The 16,592-nt window shown below is 58.4% G+C and carries 12 protein-coding genes and 4 pseudogenes; 11 read left to right on the top strand and 5 right to left on the bottom strand.

What is annotated here, in order from left to right:
- Window positions 1-57: 57 nt before the first annotated feature.
- The 4 genes and pseudogenes from NA619_RS13255 to NA619_RS25235 form a co-directional block, all read left to right on the top strand.
- Window positions 58-328: pseudogene (locus tag NA619_RS13255) on the top strand (FAD-dependent monooxygenase); the annotation flags it as partial.
- Between the two features lies 1 nt (window position 329).
- On the top strand, window positions 330-1,496 hold the full coding sequence (locus NA619_RS13250) for an MFS transporter (RefSeq protein WP_255962313.1): 1,167 nt from the start codon (window positions 330-332) through the stop codon (window positions 1,494-1,496).
- A gap of 265 nt (window positions 1,497-1,761) precedes the next feature.
- Entirely contained in the window at window positions 1,762-2,814 is a 1,053-nt protein-coding gene (locus tag NA619_RS13245) for an asparaginase (RefSeq protein ID WP_255962312.1), read from the top strand.
- 64 nt (window positions 2,815-2,878) lie between these two features.
- Window positions 2,879-3,104: pseudogene (locus NA619_RS25235) on the top strand (type II toxin-antitoxin system Phd/YefM family antitoxin).
- Between the two features lie 126 nt (window positions 3,105-3,230).
- Here the strand turns inward: NA619_RS25235 and NA619_RS13235 are convergent.
- On the bottom strand, window positions 3,231-4,763 hold the full coding sequence (locus NA619_RS13235) for a Fic family protein (protein WP_255962311.1): 1,533 nt from the start codon (window positions 4,761-4,763) through the stop codon (window positions 3,231-3,233).
- 156 nt (window positions 4,764-4,919) lie between these two features.
- On the opposite strand from NA619_RS13235, the pseudogene NA619_RS13230 reads away from it, so the two are divergent.
- The 3 genes and pseudogenes from NA619_RS13230 (at window position 4,920) to NA619_RS25130 (ending at window position 9,613) form a co-directional block, all read left to right on the top strand.
- Window positions 4,920-5,140, top strand: a pseudogene (locus tag NA619_RS13230) (type II toxin-antitoxin system prevent-host-death family antitoxin).
- Window positions 5,141-6,511: 1,371 nt separating this feature from the next.
- Window positions 6,512-7,564 carry a hypothetical protein gene (locus NA619_RS13225; RefSeq protein ID WP_255962310.1) on the top strand — a complete coding sequence of 351 codons (1,053 nt, stop codon included), beginning with the start codon at window positions 6,512-6,514 and terminating at the stop codon, window positions 7,562-7,564.
- A 183-nt stretch (window positions 7,565-7,747) separates the two neighbouring features.
- Window positions 7,748-9,613 (top strand): polysaccharide deacetylase family protein, encoded by a 1,866-nt coding sequence (locus NA619_RS25130; RefSeq protein WP_255962309.1) that lies wholly within the window; start codon window positions 7,748-7,750, stop codon window positions 9,611-9,613.
- 810 nt (window positions 9,614-10,423) lie between these two features.
- On the opposite strand, the gene NA619_RS13215 is transcribed toward NA619_RS25130, so the two are convergent.
- Together NA619_RS13215 and NA619_RS13210 are read right to left on the bottom strand one after the other, a co-directional pair.
- Entirely contained in the window at window positions 10,424-11,248 is an 825-nt protein-coding gene (locus NA619_RS13215; protein ID WP_255962308.1) for a hypothetical protein, read from the bottom strand.
- Between the two features lie 77 nt (window positions 11,249-11,325).
- A complete protein-coding gene (locus NA619_RS13210; protein ID WP_255962307.1) occupies window positions 11,326-11,766 on the bottom strand; it encodes a hypothetical protein in 441 nt (146 codons plus the stop codon).
- A gap of 240 nt (window positions 11,767-12,006) precedes the next feature.
- Between NA619_RS13210 and NA619_RS13205 the strand changes: the two genes are divergently transcribed.
- Together NA619_RS13205 and NA619_RS13200 are read left to right on the top strand one after the other, a co-directional pair.
- On the top strand, window positions 12,007-12,327 hold the full coding sequence (locus NA619_RS13205) for a hypothetical protein (RefSeq protein ID WP_255962306.1): 321 nt from the start codon (window positions 12,007-12,009) through the stop codon (window positions 12,325-12,327).
- 148 nt (window positions 12,328-12,475) lie between these two features.
- A complete protein-coding gene (locus NA619_RS13200; RefSeq protein ID WP_255962305.1) occupies window positions 12,476-13,831 on the top strand; it encodes a PBS lyase in 1,356 nt (451 codons plus the stop codon).
- An 82-nt stretch (window positions 13,832-13,913) separates the two neighbouring features.
- Here NA619_RS13200 and NA619_RS13195 read toward each other — a convergent pair whose 3' ends face one another.
- Window positions 13,914-14,417, bottom strand: a complete 504-nt coding sequence (locus NA619_RS13195; protein WP_255962304.1) for a hypothetical protein — start codon at window positions 14,415-14,417, stop codon at window positions 13,914-13,916.
- A gap of 431 nt (window positions 14,418-14,848) precedes the next feature.
- Between NA619_RS13195 and NA619_RS13190 the strand changes: the two genes are divergently transcribed.
- Both NA619_RS13190 and NA619_RS13185 read left to right on the top strand, forming a co-directional pair.
- The gene (locus NA619_RS13190; RefSeq protein WP_255962303.1) at window positions 14,849-15,508 is read left to right on the top strand and encodes a glutathione S-transferase family protein; all 660 of its coding nucleotides are present in this window, start codon (window positions 14,849-14,851) and stop codon (window positions 15,506-15,508) included.
- A gap of 159 nt (window positions 15,509-15,667) precedes the next feature.
- A pseudogene (locus NA619_RS13185) lies at window positions 15,668-15,835 on the top strand (VOC family protein); the annotation flags it as partial.
- A 118-nt stretch (window positions 15,836-15,953) separates the two neighbouring features.
- Here NA619_RS13185 and NA619_RS13180 read toward each other — a convergent pair.
- Window positions 15,954-16,499: a DUF4256 domain-containing protein gene (locus NA619_RS13180; RefSeq protein WP_255962302.1), complete on the bottom strand. Its 546-nt coding sequence runs from the start codon at window positions 16,497-16,499 to the stop codon at window positions 15,954-15,956.
- Window positions 16,500-16,592 lie beyond the last annotated feature (93 nt).

Below are 16,592 nucleotides of genomic sequence, written 5' to 3'. Positions count from 1 at the left end.
TGGCGTGCCCAAGAAATTCGTCATCGACCCCCACAAGATGTTCAGCGACGCCTGAGCCTGGCGGTTCTCCTAACGCCCGTTGGTGCAGGCCCGTCCGGCCTGCTGCTGGGCCAGTTGCTGCACAACGCTGGTATTGCGAACGTCATCATCGAGCGGCAGACTCCGGAGCACGTACTGAGCCGCATCCGTGCCGGCGTGCTGGAACAGGGTATGATCAACCTGATGCGAGAATCCGGCACTGCCGAACGCATAGATCGGGAAAAGCAGATTCACGAGGGCGTCGCTGGCCTTCGGCGATCGCCGCGTACGGATCGACCTTAGGGCACTCCATGCGCATCAATCCACCCCTTGTAGCACTCGCCATCGGTGCCTTCGGCATCGGCGTGACCGAGTTCGCCCCGATGGGCATGTTGCCAAGCATCGCTGCGGATCTCGGCGTTTCCATTCCCGCCGCAGGTCTGTTGGTCAGTGCTTACGCCCTGGGCGTGCTGCTCGGCGCACCGCTGATGACCCTGACCACCGGGAAGATTCCCCGACGGTACTTGCTGATCGGGCTCATGGCGATTTTCACGCTGGGTAATCTGATGTCAGCATTGGCGACCGATTACTACAGCCTTATGGTCGCCAGGGTGGTGACATCACTGAACCACGGTGCGTTCTTCGGCATCGGTTCCGTTGTCGCCGCCAGCGTGGTCGCTCCGGAGAAGCGTGCCGGGGCGGTTGCGGCCATGTTCATGGGCTTGACCCTGGCGACCATCGGCGGCGTGCCGCTGGCCGCCTGGTTTGGCGAACTGTTCGGCTGGCGCACCGCATTCTGGGGAATTACCGGTCTAGGCGTGGTAGCCATGGCCGCTTTGTGGATCGCCCTGCCCAACGTTCCGGCCCCGAAAAGCGTGGGTGTACTGGCCGAAATTCGGGTGCTGGGCCGTGGGCCGGTGCTAGGGGCGTTGGCTCTGACTGTGGTCGGCTCGGGTGCAATGTTCACCGTCTTCACTTACATCGCGCCGATCCTCAGCAGCGAGACCCACGCGTCCACGGCTTTCATCACTGCCATGCTGGTGCTATTCGGTGTGGGGCTGACATTGGGCAACATGTGGGGCGGCAAGGCCGCCGACCGACCAATTGACCGCACCCTGATCGTTTCGCTGAGCGTGCTGATTCTTGTCTTGCTGGCGTTCACCGTACTGATGCGCTGGCCGCTGCCGGCTGCCGTTGCCATCTTGGTCTGGGGTATCGCCAGTTTTGCTTTGGTGCCGCCGTTACAGATGCGTGTGATGGAAGCTGCCAAGGACGCGCCCAATCTCGCCTCGGCGGTGAATATCGGCGCCTTCAATTTCGGCAACGCAATTGGTGCGGCACTAGGCGGTGCAGTGATCAATGCTGGGCTTGGCTACCCAGCAGTCTCCTTGGCCGGAGCCGCGATGGCTGCGCTGGGCCTGCTGATGGTGCTGGCTTTTGCCTGGCGCTTGAGAGCTGTTGCAGCTACGGCGACATAAGCGCAGGTGGAGCCGCCAGCCTTAGATAGCGGGGACATTGGCCAAGATCAGCCGATCATAGCCGTCCACGGTCGGCAGGTCGCTGTAACCTTACAGTGATCTGTGGCAGGACAGGCCCATGAACGAGCCAAGTCCACCGGGCAATTGCCGGCGAGCTTTCGGGGCATCGTGAGGTAGTGATGCGGCCTGATGGCACCACCCCAACCAAACAGAGGATCGCTTGTCAGTTTCTTTACCCTCATATGAATATCGGTAAGGAACTGCCATGAGCAAAAGCCCATTTCTAATCGCCGGGTTCTGTGCAGCCCTGCTTGGTAACGCCTACGCACAGGAAAAGCCCACGGTTCAGTTCATTGCGACTGGCGGAACAATTGCAATGAAGATCGACCCGGTCAAGAAGGCGCCTGTACCGGCCATTTCCGGAGATGACTTGCTCGCAACGGTGCCGGAGGTGGCGGAGTTCGCGAAGATTGAAGTTGAAAACCTATCGAACGTGCCTTCCGACTACATGGATCCGCCGCGCTGGAACGAACTGTCCAAAGCGGTTAACGCTGCGCTGCAGCGCCCAGAGGTGTCAGGCGTAATCGTCTCGCACGGCACCGATACGCTTGAAGAAACCGCATTCTGGCTTGACCTGACCGTCGAATCGGACAAACCGGTCGTTGTCATCGGAGCCCAGCGCAACGCCTCATCTTCTGACTTCGATGGCCCGCGCAACCTGCTCAATGCCGTGCGTATTGCTGTCGATGAGCAAGCGAAGGGCAAAGGGGTCCTGCTGGCCATGAACAACCAGATCAATGCCGCCCGGCATGTAACCAAGACCCATACAGCCAACGTAGAAACCTTTCAGTCCGGGGACTACGGCTTTCTCGGAGAGGTCTATCCCGACCGTGTGATCTTTGCGAGGGAGCCGCTGCGCCGACAGCACATTGAAATCCAAGCCGACACCATGCCAAAAGTGGAAATAATTGCCATGTACGGCGGGGCCGATGGCAGCCTGCTGCGCAGCGCAGTTGATCAGGGCGCGAAAGGAATCGTGGTGCAGGCACTGGGCATGGGAAACATGAACCAGCCGATGTTCGAGGCGGTGAAATACGCGCTAGGTAAGCAGGTACCAGTAGTGATCTCGACACGTGTCTATAACGGGCGGGTCATGGCCAACTACGGCTTCGAGGGCGGCGGTAAAACGACCGCCGATGAGGGCGCCGTCATGGCCGGCAATCTGAGCCCACAGAAAGCGCGAATTCTACTGATGCTGCTTCTGCAAAGCGGGAAGAAGGGGCAAGAAGACCTGCAAGCCGCGTTCGACGCTATGTAAGACGGGCTGACCGTTCCCTGAAATGTAGTAACAGGCCCACATTGTATTCGGGGAGGTATCGATCATGCCCACCACGATAAGCAGTCGCGAATTCGCTCACGACACCAGCGGCGCAAAAAGGGCTGCGCTATCCGGTCCTGTTTTCATTACGGAGCAGGGCAGGCCTGCGCATGTTCTGCTTTCTATCGAGGAGTACCAGGGCTTTGCCGACCATGCCAGGCGCCGAGGACATTGCGTTTTTTGATGCGCCGCGGACGCGGATCCAGACCCGCCAAGTCGATCTTTCCTGATGCTCGTCCTTGATACAAATGAGGTGTCCGAGTTGCGCAAGGCCAGGTCGGGCAGGGCGGATGTAGCTGTCGTCGCCTGATCCTCGAGCCGAGCAGTGCCCCTTACTATTCAGTCCTGAGCGAAGCCTACGGCAAGGGATTCTGAGTCACCTCGGAGTTTGGTGTCTCCGGCGCATGTAGATCGGCGTGGATGCTCTCTGCTAGCGCAATGTCCTCATCTGTTAGGTGCTGGAACAAGCCGGTCCGCTTACGCTTGGAGACACGCCCGTTGTTCTCATAGATCACCGCGATAAGCAGCTCAAGATCCCGATTCGACAGATCCAGCTCGCGATTTAACTGGTCTTTGAACCTATCACGCCGGACCAGATGGCTGACCTCATCGCGCATGAGCCCATCGAGAACTTTCGCCGCGCTCTTATTGACCTCGCTCTGCAGCTCAGTGAAGTCCAGGTGGGCGAATAGATGGGCATTGTCCTCGTCCAGCTCAGGATCGCTTGCCAAGTCCCGTCGGTGGTACTGCGTGGCGCTAAGTAGCTGCCGTGACAATGTATCTAGCGTGCCGATGTAGCTGTCCAGATTGACCAGAAGCCCCGCAGAAATAGGCAGGATGATGCCCTGCATCTTGAGGCTCTCATTGGCCAGGATGTCCTGCATGATGAAGCGGGACAGCCGGCCGTTGCCGTCCATGAAAGGATGGATGTAGATGAAGCTGTGCGCGATTGCATTTAGCTTCACTAGCGCTGGGGCGTCAGCGCGCATGACGCGCTCACGCATGACGAACCATTGCTCCATCATTTCAGGCACTTTTTCTGGTGCCGGCGGGATCAGGTGGATCAGATCGCCCCGGCCGAGCCAGTTCTGCAGATGCCTGTATGCGCCGATGGACGGATCGGGACGCCCAGTGCCGAGGGCTATCCGATGGATGTCGAACAGAAACTCTTCGTCCAGCGGACGCTGCCCCGCCTGTTCCAGCACTCGCACAAATCGCAAGATTCGATCAGGAGCAGGACGCTCATGCTCGATCTCGTATGAGCTGCGGGTCTCGGTCGTCAGCAGGTATTGAGCGGCTCTTGCAATCTCGGTGACCGAAAAATCGATCATCTGGTCATGCATGCGCTCGACGATTTGCGCATTCAGAAGACTGCCATCGGTCCAGCCTTGGCGGCCAATCAGGGCTGAAAGCTGAGGCGTTCCCAACAGGTTCATCCGCACGCGATGTCTGCGCGACAACTCCTCTGGGCCGGTGAAATACTTGTCCGGCGCGAGTAGGTGCTCGTAGGGAATGTTCTGCGCGGCATCGGGCAGAGGCAGCTGGTGGCCTGCGATGGTTTCGCAGATGTACCAGAGCCGGCGTAGGTAGCCGCTGGCGGGCTTCTCAGCGATTGCAGCAGCCAGGTCATCCCGGACAGCCGGAATCTGGAAGGCGCGCTCCAGGACGCCCAGATTTACCCCCTCGTACGAGAGCGCAAACAGCATCTGATCGATGGGGCGATGCTCTCTGGCGTAACCCTTGGTGAAGACCTCTACCTTCGCACCGCCAACGGACTGAGAGAGCGCTGGACGCGAACCTATGACGCACTCATGATCAAGCGGCACGCAGCGTAGATCGAGGGCGTTGATCAGCCAGCTGTATCCGGCCCGTTCAATGGGTTGCCGCATGACAAATTTCCTATAAGCAGTGCGAGAAAACTATAATTTACACGAATTTCGTTGAAAAACTTATAGTTTGCCGCCCATGCCATCAGTTGGCAGCGTCACGTTGACCGTCCGGCAATGAAGCAACATCCCTACATTACGCCTCGGGAGGTATCGACCATGCCCACCACGATAAGCAGCCGCGAATTCGATCGAGACGCCAGCGGCGCAAAAATGGCTGCGCTCCCCAGTCCTGCGTTCATCACCGATCGGGGCAGGCCTGCGCATGTTCTGCTTTCGATCGAAGAGTACCGACGCCTCGCTGGCGGTAACGCGAGCATCTCGACTTGCTGGCCATGCCAGGTGCCGAAGACATTGCGTTCGAACCGCCGCGGGCGTAAATCCAGACCCGCCAAGTCGGTCTTCTCTAATGCTCGTCCTTGATGCGAATGTGGCTTCCGAACTGCGCAAGGCCAGGTCGGGCAGGGCGGATGCGGGTATCTTCGCCTGAGCCGCAACCGTCCAGGCCAGCAAGCTAATCGTGTCAGCGATGAGCTGGCCGCTGTGAAAGCCGAAGCGGTAGGTCTTGGCCAGGCACGTGATTTGCTCGGGATTCTCGTGCACTGATTTTTTGACATCCAAATCTCGGCCCGCCCCACTCATCTGGCCAGCCATTCTGATTAAAGGCACTAAGCCGTTAGTGCCGGAGTGCCATCCGCATACAAATGCTGGCCGTCCTCAAGCAGACAGCCAGGATGCTGTGACGGTTTTGCGCCGAGCCAAGAGGTTATTCAATGCGTCAATTTATAGGTGGCAGCTTGTTGAGCTGCTTGGCGTTTGCTGCGCCCGCCGAGGTCCTGCCGCTGGATGACCTGCTCAGTGGGATATCCGCTAGGGCGTCGGTAGATGGAGCAATAGCCGACTTATCGATGCCGGGTCAGTTGCCTGAGCCGCCCAACACTGAGGCCGGATGGCCGCGCAATGCCTCGAGGCATGTAAATCGCGCCATCGACAAATCTCTTAGTGACGCTCTAGCTCACAGTCTGGGCATCCGCCACCCTTTGCTAAGCGCTCTCCGTCAGCATGTAATTGAACTGAGCGCGGTAAATAGCGAGCCTGAACAGCAAATAGCGATTCAGCAGCTAGCCGGTGCAGAGCAGCGGTTGATCGTGAGCTCCGCTTACGCTGATTGGTGGCGAGCCAGCGAAACCGTGCGGTGGTGCCAAAGCCTGGGAACCAGGCCTGTGCAGGCGCGCGCTGAAATAGCAGGACGTGTACACAGTGGCTCGCTTCTGGCTTCTGAAGCAATGCTGTTAGATAGCCGGTGGCAGGCTGTTACAGTGGAGTGTCTTGCCTCTGGCCAAGCCCTTACGGCGAGCAAGGTCCTGCTGGAACGGCTGAGTCAGCGTAGCTTGGAGTTCATGGAGCCGATTGCCGAGCCGCTCTCATTGACGGTTCAGCCAATTGAAACTTGGAGGAAACGGCTTGATCTGAACCTTTCTGTTTATGGTCGCGCGGCGGAGCTGAGCCACAAGCGATCTGGGTTCAGCTCGGCCCAGGGCTCAGAGGGCAGGCAGGGGACCTCACGATCCGGCGACGCTCCCGTTGCCAGCCCGACGCTCTCATCGTCTATCGACCTAATGAGCGACGAAAAAATCAGAGATCCGGAGCGCTCAGAACAAGGCCTGGGCTCAAGAGAGCATTTACGGGCAGAACATGGGGCAATTCTTCAGGCACTGCAGCATGCACTTACTGCACAGCACAGGGCCTCGTTGAGTCTGTCGCCCGCTCAAGAGCGGTTCAATGTCGCCAAGCTTGCGCTAACCGAGCAGCAGCTTAGCAACGCGGCCGGTGCTGAGCCGGACATTGGGGCGCTCCAGATGAGCGAGCTTGAGGTACACCGCGCAGCATTGGAGGTGATCAATCGCTGGTACACGGTTTGGCAGCAATTGTCTGGTGTACAGCTGTTCTTCACCGACAATGCTCAGCGCACCGCGCTTACCGGAGGCAACATGGCTCACTGGGTGCCTTTGAATGCGAATACGGCTGACTTCAAAGCGTCCAGTAACTGGGAGCAGGGCGTCTACATGTGGGATAGCCGTGCACTGCTCAGTTCTGCTGCCCAGGCTGAAACACTGGCTCGTCTTGAGCGTGCGGGCATCAAGCGTCTCTATATCGGGCTAAGCGCTGAACAACTCGCGCAGCCGGATATTATTCGCATGCTCGATGCGACAGTCATGGCACTCGACAGCCGTGGCTTTGAGCCTGTGCTGCTGTTGGGCGATCCGGACTGGATGGTGCCAGAACACCGCGCTTCGCTGATTGCGATCATTTCGAAGCTAGGTTCGGTGGGTTTCGCAGCTCTTCACCTGGACTTGGAGGTGGAGCAGCGTGGCTGGCCGGTTGCGCCTCAGCACGTGCGTGAATGGCTGGACACGCTAAAGCAAGTGGCAACCGCCAGCCCTTGGCCGGTCGAAATATCGAGCCATTATCGCTGGTTCACCGAGGAGATGGGCGGGATGCCCTGCGCACCGTGCGAGCTACCCTCACTCGGTGTTAATAGAGTGAGCCTGATGATTTACACCCGCAGCGCCGAACGTAGCGCTGAGCTCACAGAGAAAATTGCACGACGCTGGCCTGCAGTGCACTTTCGACTCGCGCAGAGCGTAGAACCTGAGCTGGCGCCTGACGAAACGTGGGCTGACGCTTCGCAAGCTATGCTGCAGGAGCAGGATAGCCGCTGGCGGGCCGGGTTACAGCCGTTTGCTGTCGGGGGTATCGATTGGCAAGCATGGGAACATTACCCATCCAAGCAACAGCCTTGAAAAGTGGTTTCGGCGAATGTAGCAGGCGCACCGTCGTGCGGTGACGACAGCGAGCCCCGGCAAGGAAATACGCTGACGCTCATTGCCCGATGAGGTCTCGCGGGGGCGAATGTGTCCCTTAAGGTTCGCCTGACTCGTAGCGTTCCGATATGCTGGTTTCCAACCTTTACCGATGAGGTTTTCGTGCCGTTCTGGGACAAGCCTGCCTTCGCGGCACGTGTCGTTGCTGTTGTGTTTATCGTCAGTTTGTTGATAGCTGGCGTTACTGCTTTTATCGATCGAAATACGTTTGTCCGCCTGGATAAGCTCAATGGACCAGGCGAAGCGAGCTATATCTCGGAGCAGACGCGTTCTGACTGGAAACGCTATTCCGGCGGAGAACGCTCTCGCCTTGCGATTTTGTTGACCGATGAGGATTCCGCCTGGCTCGGCCTGGCGCACGGCCTCAGAAGTATTGGCGTGCCGTTCACTATCACCGATGACGTCACCGAGGCCACTCGTCATAACGTCGTGCTGGTGTATCCATTGATCTCCGGACGCACGCTTGACGAGGCTGGACGAATGGCACTTCGCCGTCACGTGGAAGAAGGCCGAACGCTCATAGCCACCCAGGTGTTAGGCGGTGGCGTGCAGGACCTGTTCGGCTTTGAATCGACGATAGAGTCTCGGTCCCACCACAGCATCATCTTCGAGCACGTGCCGACCCTTGATTGGATCAGTGATCCGAACGAAAAGACAGTACTGCTTGGCCAGCCGGAGTTACCGACCAGTTGGACAGGCACGCAATCTTACGAGAATGCTCAGCAGGTATTGGCCAGGTTCGAGGACGGATCGGCAGCGATGGTCAAAGGCGACAATGAAGCGGGTGGGAGCGCTTATGCGCTAGGTTTTGACCTCGGCTTTTTCATCATGCGAGCGCACAACGACCGCAACGACCAAGGGTACCGCGCATATGCAAACGGTTATGAACCCTCTGTGGACGTTTGGCTGCGCTGGCTCAGGGCGGTGTATCGCGAGCACGAGCCGCTAGCCGTCACGATAGCCTCCGTACCGGAAGGCCGGCAACTTGCAGCGGTTGTGACTTTCGACGTGGATTACGTCGAGTCGATGGGCAACCTGCTTGCCTACCGGGACTTGCTCGTACGCGAAGGGGTACCGGCCACCTTTTTCCTTCAAACGAAGTACTACCGCGATTTTCAAGACGAAGGCTTTTTCAACGACCGTACCCTTATTGCGATGGATGCCTTGGTCGAGGCTGGCATGGAAATCGCCAGTCACTCTGTCAGCCATTCTGACATGTACGCCTCGGTGCCACTTGGTGACGGGACCGAGCGATATCCGACATACCAGCCGCGGGTTCAGTCGCTGGGCGATACGCGAGGTGCAACGGTATTGGGTGAACTCAGGGTGAGCCGTTTCTTGCTGGAGCAACTGACAGGTGGGCAGGTGGTCTCCTTCCGCCCGGGCTATCTGGCAACACCGCCTCGCCTTCCAGAGGCGTTAGCGGCGTCGGGCTATAGATTCTCGAGCTCGGCGACCGCCGGAAATCTCACCACGCACTTGCCGTTTCGCACCAATGCTCAGCGAATGTATAGCAGCGAAACGTCGGTATTTGAATTTCCAATTGCGGTGGAGGATGAGATACCGCCGATTATGGATCAGCGAGTCGAGGAGGCAGTTGAGCTAGCCGAAAAACTTGCGCGGTATGGCGCCAGTTTTGTGATGCTGCTTCACCCCAACGAGGTTGATCATAAATTCCGTTTCCTGGAGCAAGTTCTTCCTCGGCTCAAACCTTTCGCCTGGTTTGGTACGTTAAATCAATACGGCAGCTGGTGGGCTGCGCGCGATAAGGTTGAAGTCGACGTGCTGGCGCAACACGGGGGTATAGAACTCAAAGTTCAAGCTCAAGAGCCGATAAAAGGTCTGGCGTTCGAGTTGCCAGATGACCTGCGGCCGGCCCCTAGCAGCGTCTTGCAAAAACTACCCGATGGACGATGGCTGATCAGCGACGTTCCCGCAGGCACCATGACGATTAGCCTAGGTAAATAGTTACCTCGAAGGCGCATGCGTCATCGCTCCCCATATCGAGGCGCAACACTCATTTCCTTGAGCATGCTAAGCCACGCCTGGCCCCATGCTTCCGGTGCGCCCGGGTCAAGGGCCGCCCCCCAGGCTCTTCGGACCAGCGCTTCACCTGTCCGTAACCTTCTCGACTACAGTCCGGGAATAATCCTTGTAGTTGGTGATTCTCAACGCTGCGATGAGGATTTCGCTTATCGCCGTAGGGTCTTGGCAGCGCACAGTGCGCACCATCGTAAATGTTTCGGCTGTAAGCATTCGCCTACGCTCTGCGTCGTGATTAAGCCGTAGATACTCTTGGCCGCTAGCCCCATAGTGCGCACGCATTGACGCAGGACGCGCGCCGAGCCTGGATGGCCAAAGGATCGCCGCGAGGATTGCGGTGCCTAGGACAAATGGAAAGACCGCATGCTATAGAACCCCGCTTCGGCGGGGTTTTTTTATTCCTCGCGCGTTACCGAGCGGCGGCGCCAGTTTGTTCAGCACGGTGGTAGCGACTCGAAGTTGCTCAGTGATGACGCGATAGATTGGCGGGCATCACGGAGCATCGCCCGTAGCTGCGCACGGTTGCCCAAGGCCAGCAAAATTGCGCGCGGCGGCGTCATGTCTAAACGGCACGCACAGCGTTTTCGAGCACCGTGCCGGTTTGCATATCTACAATGCAATAAATGCGATTTGGACCCTGCACGCGTGCTCCGCGAATCCAGGGAGTACGCGCATTTGGGGTTGCAACACAGGACCACCGGTGACCGACAGTCAGCTCGCGCTCGTGTGGCTTCGTTAATCGGAGACTCGCTTCAGCACAAGATCGTGCCTGGTTTCACCGATAAAGAATGAGTGTTTCATCAGGCCGTCGGGCTGCGCCTGCATGATCGTCGCATGTTGTGACTTGTGGTAAGGATGTCGGTATAGCGACTCCTTTTCCGAGTACGCGTAGCTTTGGTAGTGCAACTCATCGCCCACCCAGTGCACTGCGTTGTAAAGGTGACGCCAGTTCTCGCTGTTGGCCTGGTAGAGAAAAGCTTGGCCGTCATCATCGCGCCGAATTCCAATCTGCACCTGCCCGGTGTCGATCGCCCACTTACCGATGAAGCGATCCAGGTCCGGGCGAGCGGGTACACGTGGGGCAGGGACGAAATCGCTCTGCTGATAAGGGGTCGCCTTAGCCTGCAGATTGTCCATCTGATACAGCGCGCACAGCGGCGCGGCTTTCTCAACTTTGAGATACGCAAACTTCAGGCCGGAGCCTGCAACATGCAGGCCGAGGCGCATTGTGCGACGGTTGAACTCCAGCACCTTCAGATCGAACTCATCATGCGGCGAGCTGACGTGGATCGTCTGACCGTCATCGGCGACCCGATAGTCCGATTGCTCGACTTCAGGCTGACCCGACTCTGCGCAGTTGAAAGGGTGCAGCAGTGCCTTGCCGTCAGCCCTGTACTCGACGACATTCGCGATGCCGTTACGCAGCGGCACCATGGCCCAGATACCAACCAGGTGCTCTTCGTTCTGTGCAAGCGACAGGGGTTCATTGCTTGGCGCCTTGCCCGCACATCCGGCTATGAAGAACGCGGTTAGGCAGATTGGAAACAGTTTTCTAGGCATGCGGCGTCATCCATGAGTAACGAGTTTAGGTGTTGCGCGTTCGCGCTGCTGGGGAAATTCCGAAGGCAAACGTCTGCTTATTGGGCCGCTTGAGGCACGAACAGGAAGGTCGCGCTGACCAGATGTTGAGCATTCATCGTCACCGTGCAGTCACGGCCCGTTTCCTGACTTGCACTGTCCAACACGGGTGAACACTGAAGGCGAACACGCTTGTCTTGGTAGTCGTACTCAACCCCCTGTGTCGTATTGCTAACCAGCTCCTTCATAAATTTCATGCCCCAGGGGCCAAACTGGATTTCAGGTTCGCCCTTCATCAGGAAGCCAGACGTCGGCGTTGCGCAAAGCGTGCCCGAGATGCGTTTGCCATCAATGAGGTTGGCATCGGTGTAGCAATACCCTGTTCTGCTGGCGTCTATGGTGATCGGGCCCCTGTTTAGCCAGGTTTCAGGCTCGTAGCTGACACAACCAGACAACATAGCCAGCGCGAGGAGGGGACCAAGCAGAATTGGTCGTTTCATTGGCAGTTCCTTTGCGGTTTGACGTAATGGTTTAAAAGGATGCGCATGCTAGCCAAGCGACTCGAGGCAGGAAGGTCCCGGATCACAATTCTTCAGTTTTGTGAGGCGTGCCAAAGCAGATTCAGCCAAGCGGTTAGGGACGATGAGGGGGCGTACCGTTCCGGCGGGTTAGCACCCATGTCTTTCGGCCGTGGCGCAACCGTGTAGAATCCCGCGCCCAAAAAACGCAGGAGACACACGATGGCCATCCACTTTTCCGCGTCCGAGGCGAACATTGCATGTGGACGCACGGGGACAAGCCTGAAAAACACTCCGGAAATCGCCGAGGTCACATGCAAGCTCTGCCTTCGCTCGGTCCAGAAGATTGCTAGCGAACCGGTGCGCAAGGCCCCAAGCCTTGCCGAGTTGAGGGCGGCTGCCAAGGCAGAAAAAGCCCTGACGGCTGCGGCTGCAAAAGCTAGCGTGGGCCCGTCACCCCGCGTGCAGTGGCAACAACGTCTGGCGCAACTGCCGGGCCGAAACCGCTTGCCGCGCGGCAGATCTGGGCAGATTTTCATATAGGCCTGTAGGGGTTGCCGGCATAGCAAGCGTGGGCAGTGGCCTGGATCCTGCAGTTTTGCCAAGACGACGCGCAGATGGGGTCAGCCGCACAATCAGCATCAATGTCTAGGTAGATAATGGCTTTTCACGTGGTGAGAGGCGTCTAGAGTTGAGCGGATTATTAGGGTGGCTGGATCGATTGAAGAGCAGGCAGGCGGCCAACCGATCACCGGCCGACTACCGGCGCAACGAGGCGCTCGAACTGCTCGCCAGCTCTGGCGATAGTGCAACGTGGATGGAGTTGAGCCGCCATTACAATGGCTTCGTGCGGGAGGTGGCGGTAAGGGAGCTCAGCCACGCGCCTTCTCCGCAGGCGCTGGTGGCCCTGATTTATCGTCTCAACGATTGGGTGCCGCAGGTACGAGATCTCGCCGCAACAGAAGTGAACCGCTACCTGACGGCATCCCACACGCAAGCGTTGCTATTTGCTCTCGATCCACTCCTTGCGCTGGGGGCGCGGCAACGCGCTGATCACGGCCCGACGCTTATGGCCGCGCGCGTCGTGTTGCAAACGCCCGCCATCCGAGATGAGGTCTACCGAAACTTCCTGACCAGGCAGGGTAGGGCTGCGCGCTATCTGTTCGAGTTACTACTGGAGGGCTGTACTGAGCCTGAGGCACTCCTGAGTGCTGCGCTCGCTCATCGAGAACTTACGGTGCGCCTGATGGCCGTATCAGCCTGCAGCGAGTTGGCTCCTTCCCTGGCTCGGCCTTTACTGGCCGAAGCGGCAGTACGACCTGGCGCCAGTGTGCGCGTGCGCGTGCTGCGTGCATTGCTGCCATTGCTCGAGGATCCACAGGCCGTGTTAAGCGAGGCGTTGCTGGATGCCTCGCCTGCCATCCGATGTTTTGCGCGATGGGCTGCATCACGGAATGGCCTTGATGCTGCAATGGTGCTCCATACGCGTTTAACCCAGGCACGACCTTGCACGAAGCGGGGTTGGCTAGGCGTGCTTGGGCTAGCGAAGGAGCTTGACGTCGAGCTGGACTCGAGGTGGCTGATGGAAGCACTGAGCTCGGCGTATCCGACCGTCCGGCACGCAGCGGTGGGGCTATTGCGTGACGAGCATCTACCTCAACTCATCCACGCTATGGATGATCCGTCCGGCCGTGTATTTGATGCCGCAATCGTGCGCTTACGCAGTCAACCTTGGTCAAGGCTGGCACCTGAACTGGAGGATATGTTGGGTCAGCGATGGCATGGTCTGCCACCGGCGCGCCGTGAAGCAATGCTCCATCTGCTGCCCAGCTGGCAGCAACTGGCATTCCTGCTGGCGCGCCTGGGCGCGAAGGACGGACTGCAAGCCTTCTGGCTGCGCCAATTGATGCTGTGGTGTGATCGCCAGCATCTGATGGTCGATCCGGTGACGCCCCAGAAGCAGCGCGAGGCGATCAGCGACGAGCTGAAACACCTGGTCTCCAGGGGGCTGTTGCGCAGCGATAGTGTTCAACGTGTCATCAGGTAATCGAGCTGAGGCAGCCAGATGGTCCGTTATTAGGAACTGTTTGGCGTGACCGCGGGGCAGCGGTGGCTGTTCCGTTTGCAGGCTAATCGCGAGTAGGGGAGGCACTGCGATTGTACTTCTTCTGCAGGAGCATCGACGCTTCGTTGTAGGCGCGCTGGAAGGTGTCGCCGCCTACCCATTTAACCGCAGCTTCTTCGTCGTCGCCGTGGAACATACTGCGATAGACGATAAGCAAGCCCATCATGAAATCGATGGCAGCATCCTCGGATTCCTCAGCGACCACGAGCTCGAGCACCGGGTACTGGAGGAAGATCAGGCACATTGCGAGCAGGCTGATGCCTTCGCCAACTTTCATCGCCTGGAACAGATCGTCGAAGTGCGCCGGATCGAAGCCGTTTTCTTCAATGTCCTTGAAATCAAAGGTGCTGAGGTCGATTTCGACATCATCGAAAGGCTCGTTGACCAGCGGATTGGCCAGCAGCGAATGCAAGGCGTTGAGCCCGGCCTTTTTCCGGCCTGAACGGTTCTGCTGCGCTTTGGCCTTAGCCCGCTGGGCACGCTTGTGCTGTTTATCCGTGGACGCCATGGCAGTGAGTTCCTTATTCGATTAAGCCAGCTCAGCGGCCCAGGGGAAGCTGCGAATTGTACCAAGCCTAGGGCAGCTTCGTCGGCCAAGGGGAAGCTGCGAATTGTACCAAGCCTAGAGCAGCTTCGTCGGCCAAGGGCGCTTTCAGACACAGCTCTTTGTTTGCATTTGCCTGCGTAGGCATGCCGATAACGGGCAGCGCTAACGCAGAACCTGATTCGGCCGCCGCGCTCGCGCTTGGCACCTTTCGGATTTCTGGTGAGGCAGGGCGCTGCTGTGCGACATGAAGGCCGACATGTTGCGGCACGTCCCGTAGAACTCCGGCTAAACCGAACGCGACGAATTTTGATGCAGGTGTCGATTTCATTGGGAGCTGTACGACTAGATCGGTAATGACGGAAATCTGTCTGTTTAACCCGACGGAGCTGGCCATGATCAAACTGTACGGAACACCCCCGACCCGCGCTTTGCGCGCCATCTGGTTACTCAACGAGCTAGGGCTGGATTACGAAATGCACCCCGTGAGCATCGTGGATAGTGAAAACCGACAACCAGACTTTTTAGCGCTCAACCCCGCTGCCAAGGTCCCGGTGCTGGTCGACGGAAGCCTGGTGGTAACCGAATCGGCCGCGATTCAACTCTACCTGGCCGAGAAGTATCCCCAAGCCGGTTTTATCCCGGAGTCAGTGGAGGATCGGGCCCAGATGTATCGCTGGATTTTCTTCCTGATGACCGAGATCGAGCAGCCCTTGTGGCGCATCGCCCGTCAAACCTTCCTTTACCCGCCAGAGAAGCGATTGCCCCAGGATGTCGAGCTGGCAAGGCAGGAATGCTTGGAAATGGTTGCGGTCCTCGATCGTCACATGCAGGACCGCGCATTCATTGTTGCCGATCAGGTCAGCGTAGCCGACTTCAACGCCGCTTATACGTTGGACTGGGCGAACGAAGAGCAACTGCTCGAGGACGCACCGAGGTTGAAAGCGTATCTGACGTCCATGTACGCCCGACCCAAGGCTCCGCCACGCATCGCGGAGGCGTCTGCGCCGCCGGACAACCAGGCCGTTGTCGGCGATGCGGTGGTGGCTGGGTAGATCCCCGGCTGTGCCCAAGCGGACTCGTCCCGCCTATGCGCGGCAGATTGACAGCGTTCGCGTCCGACAGCGTCGAGCGAACGACGGACGCTGTGTCCCGCCGTCAGCAGGCTACCTGCTCGGCTACATTCATCTATCAGTGATCAGTGGAGCCTCAAGATGACCAGCAAGAACACCATCTGCCTCTGGTATGACGGCACCGCACTCGAGGCGGCAACTTTCTATGCCGAGACCTTTGCAGACAGCGCAGTGGAGGCCGTCCATCGCGCGCCAAGCGACCATCCGGCCGGCAAGCAAGGCGATGTCCTGACTGTCGAGTTCACGATATGCAAGCGGGATGATTGCGCCATCTCGTGATGCTCGCTAATCACGCTACAGCCAAGACCCGCGTCAGCTCGTCCGACCCCGCCCGGCGTAGACGGTTGCTACCGAGGCGCGACGCTGATCAGATGTGGAGAAGGGCGCGAAATCCCCTGGCCGCGTAGTACGACTGTGCGCCGTTGTGGTAGGTAAATACCACACCGTAGCGGCGATCGCAGAATAGTGCGCCCCCGAGCGAGCGAATGCCTTTGGGTGTCGTTACCCAGCTGGAGGTTTTGGTGTCGAATTCGCCGAACAGTTGCAGGGTTCGGTATTGCTGTTCGTCCAGCAACTCAACGCCCATTTCGGCCGCGACCTCGACGGCGCCACCTTGAGGCTTGTTGGCCTTGCGTTGGTCGAGTGCCGCCTGGTCGTAACACAGGCTCCTACGACCATTCGGGCTCTCGGCTGAGCAGTTGCAGAACGTGTACCGGCTTTGCGCATGATCGAAAGCAACAACGTCCGGCTCGCCCCCCGTTGTCTCCATCAAACTGAGCGAAAGCAGAAGGTCGGACCGGGATTCAATCCTTGATTCGATCTCATCCCACGCGAAATCCGGATGGCGGTTCCTATTGTTCTCGAAGCGATCCTTCAGGATCTGAAGCAGCTTGTCTCGTTCGTTTGATTTCATGTCGGTGCAGTGCCACAAGCGGGTATACCAACAGCATAGATGGCTCTTAGGTTGCCCACATATTAGCTACAAGGTCAGTGCGCAATATGGGTG

The sequence above is a fragment of the Stutzerimonas stutzeri genome, from assembly GCF_024448895.1.
Taxonomy (GTDB): Bacteria; Pseudomonadota; Gammaproteobacteria; order Pseudomonadales; family Pseudomonadaceae; genus Stutzerimonas; species Stutzerimonas stutzeri_Q.
The sequence above is the reverse complement of the archived record's forward strand: the minus strand, read 5'-3'. Positions and strand labels throughout refer to the sequence as shown.

What these genes read in the sequence shown, in the direction of transcription:
- NA619_RS13250 (WP_255962313.1), top strand. Translation starts at nt 330, where the DNA reads ATGCGCATCAATCCACCCCTTGTAGCACTCGCCATCGGTGCCTTCGGC.
- NA619_RS13245 (WP_255962312.1), top strand. Translation starts at nt 1,762, where the DNA reads ATGAGCAAAAGCCCATTTCTAATCGCCGGGTTCTGTGCAGCCCTGCTT.
- NA619_RS13235 (WP_255962311.1), bottom strand. Translation starts at nt 4,763, where the DNA reads ATGCGGCAACCCATTGAACGGGCCGGATACAGCTGGCTGATCAACGCC.
- NA619_RS13215 (WP_255962308.1), bottom strand. Translation starts at nt 11,248, where the DNA reads ATGCCTAGAAAACTGTTTCCAATCTGCCTAACCGCGTTCTTCATAGCC.
- NA619_RS13210 (WP_255962307.1), bottom strand. Translation starts at nt 11,766, where the DNA reads ATGAAACGACCAATTCTGCTTGGTCCCCTCCTCGCGCTGGCTATGTTG.
- NA619_RS13205 (WP_255962306.1), top strand. Translation starts at nt 12,007, where the DNA reads ATGGCCATCCACTTTTCCGCGTCCGAGGCGAACATTGCATGTGGACGC.
- NA619_RS13195 (WP_255962304.1), bottom strand. Translation starts at nt 14,417, where the DNA reads ATGGCGTCCACGGATAAACAGCACAAGCGTGCCCAGCGGGCTAAGGCC.
- NA619_RS13190 (WP_255962303.1), top strand. Translation starts at nt 14,849, where the DNA reads ATGATCAAACTGTACGGAACACCCCCGACCCGCGCTTTGCGCGCCATC.
- NA619_RS13180 (WP_255962302.1), bottom strand. Translation starts at nt 16,499, where the DNA reads ATGAAATCAAACGAACGAGACAAGCTGCTTCAGATCCTGAAGGATCGC.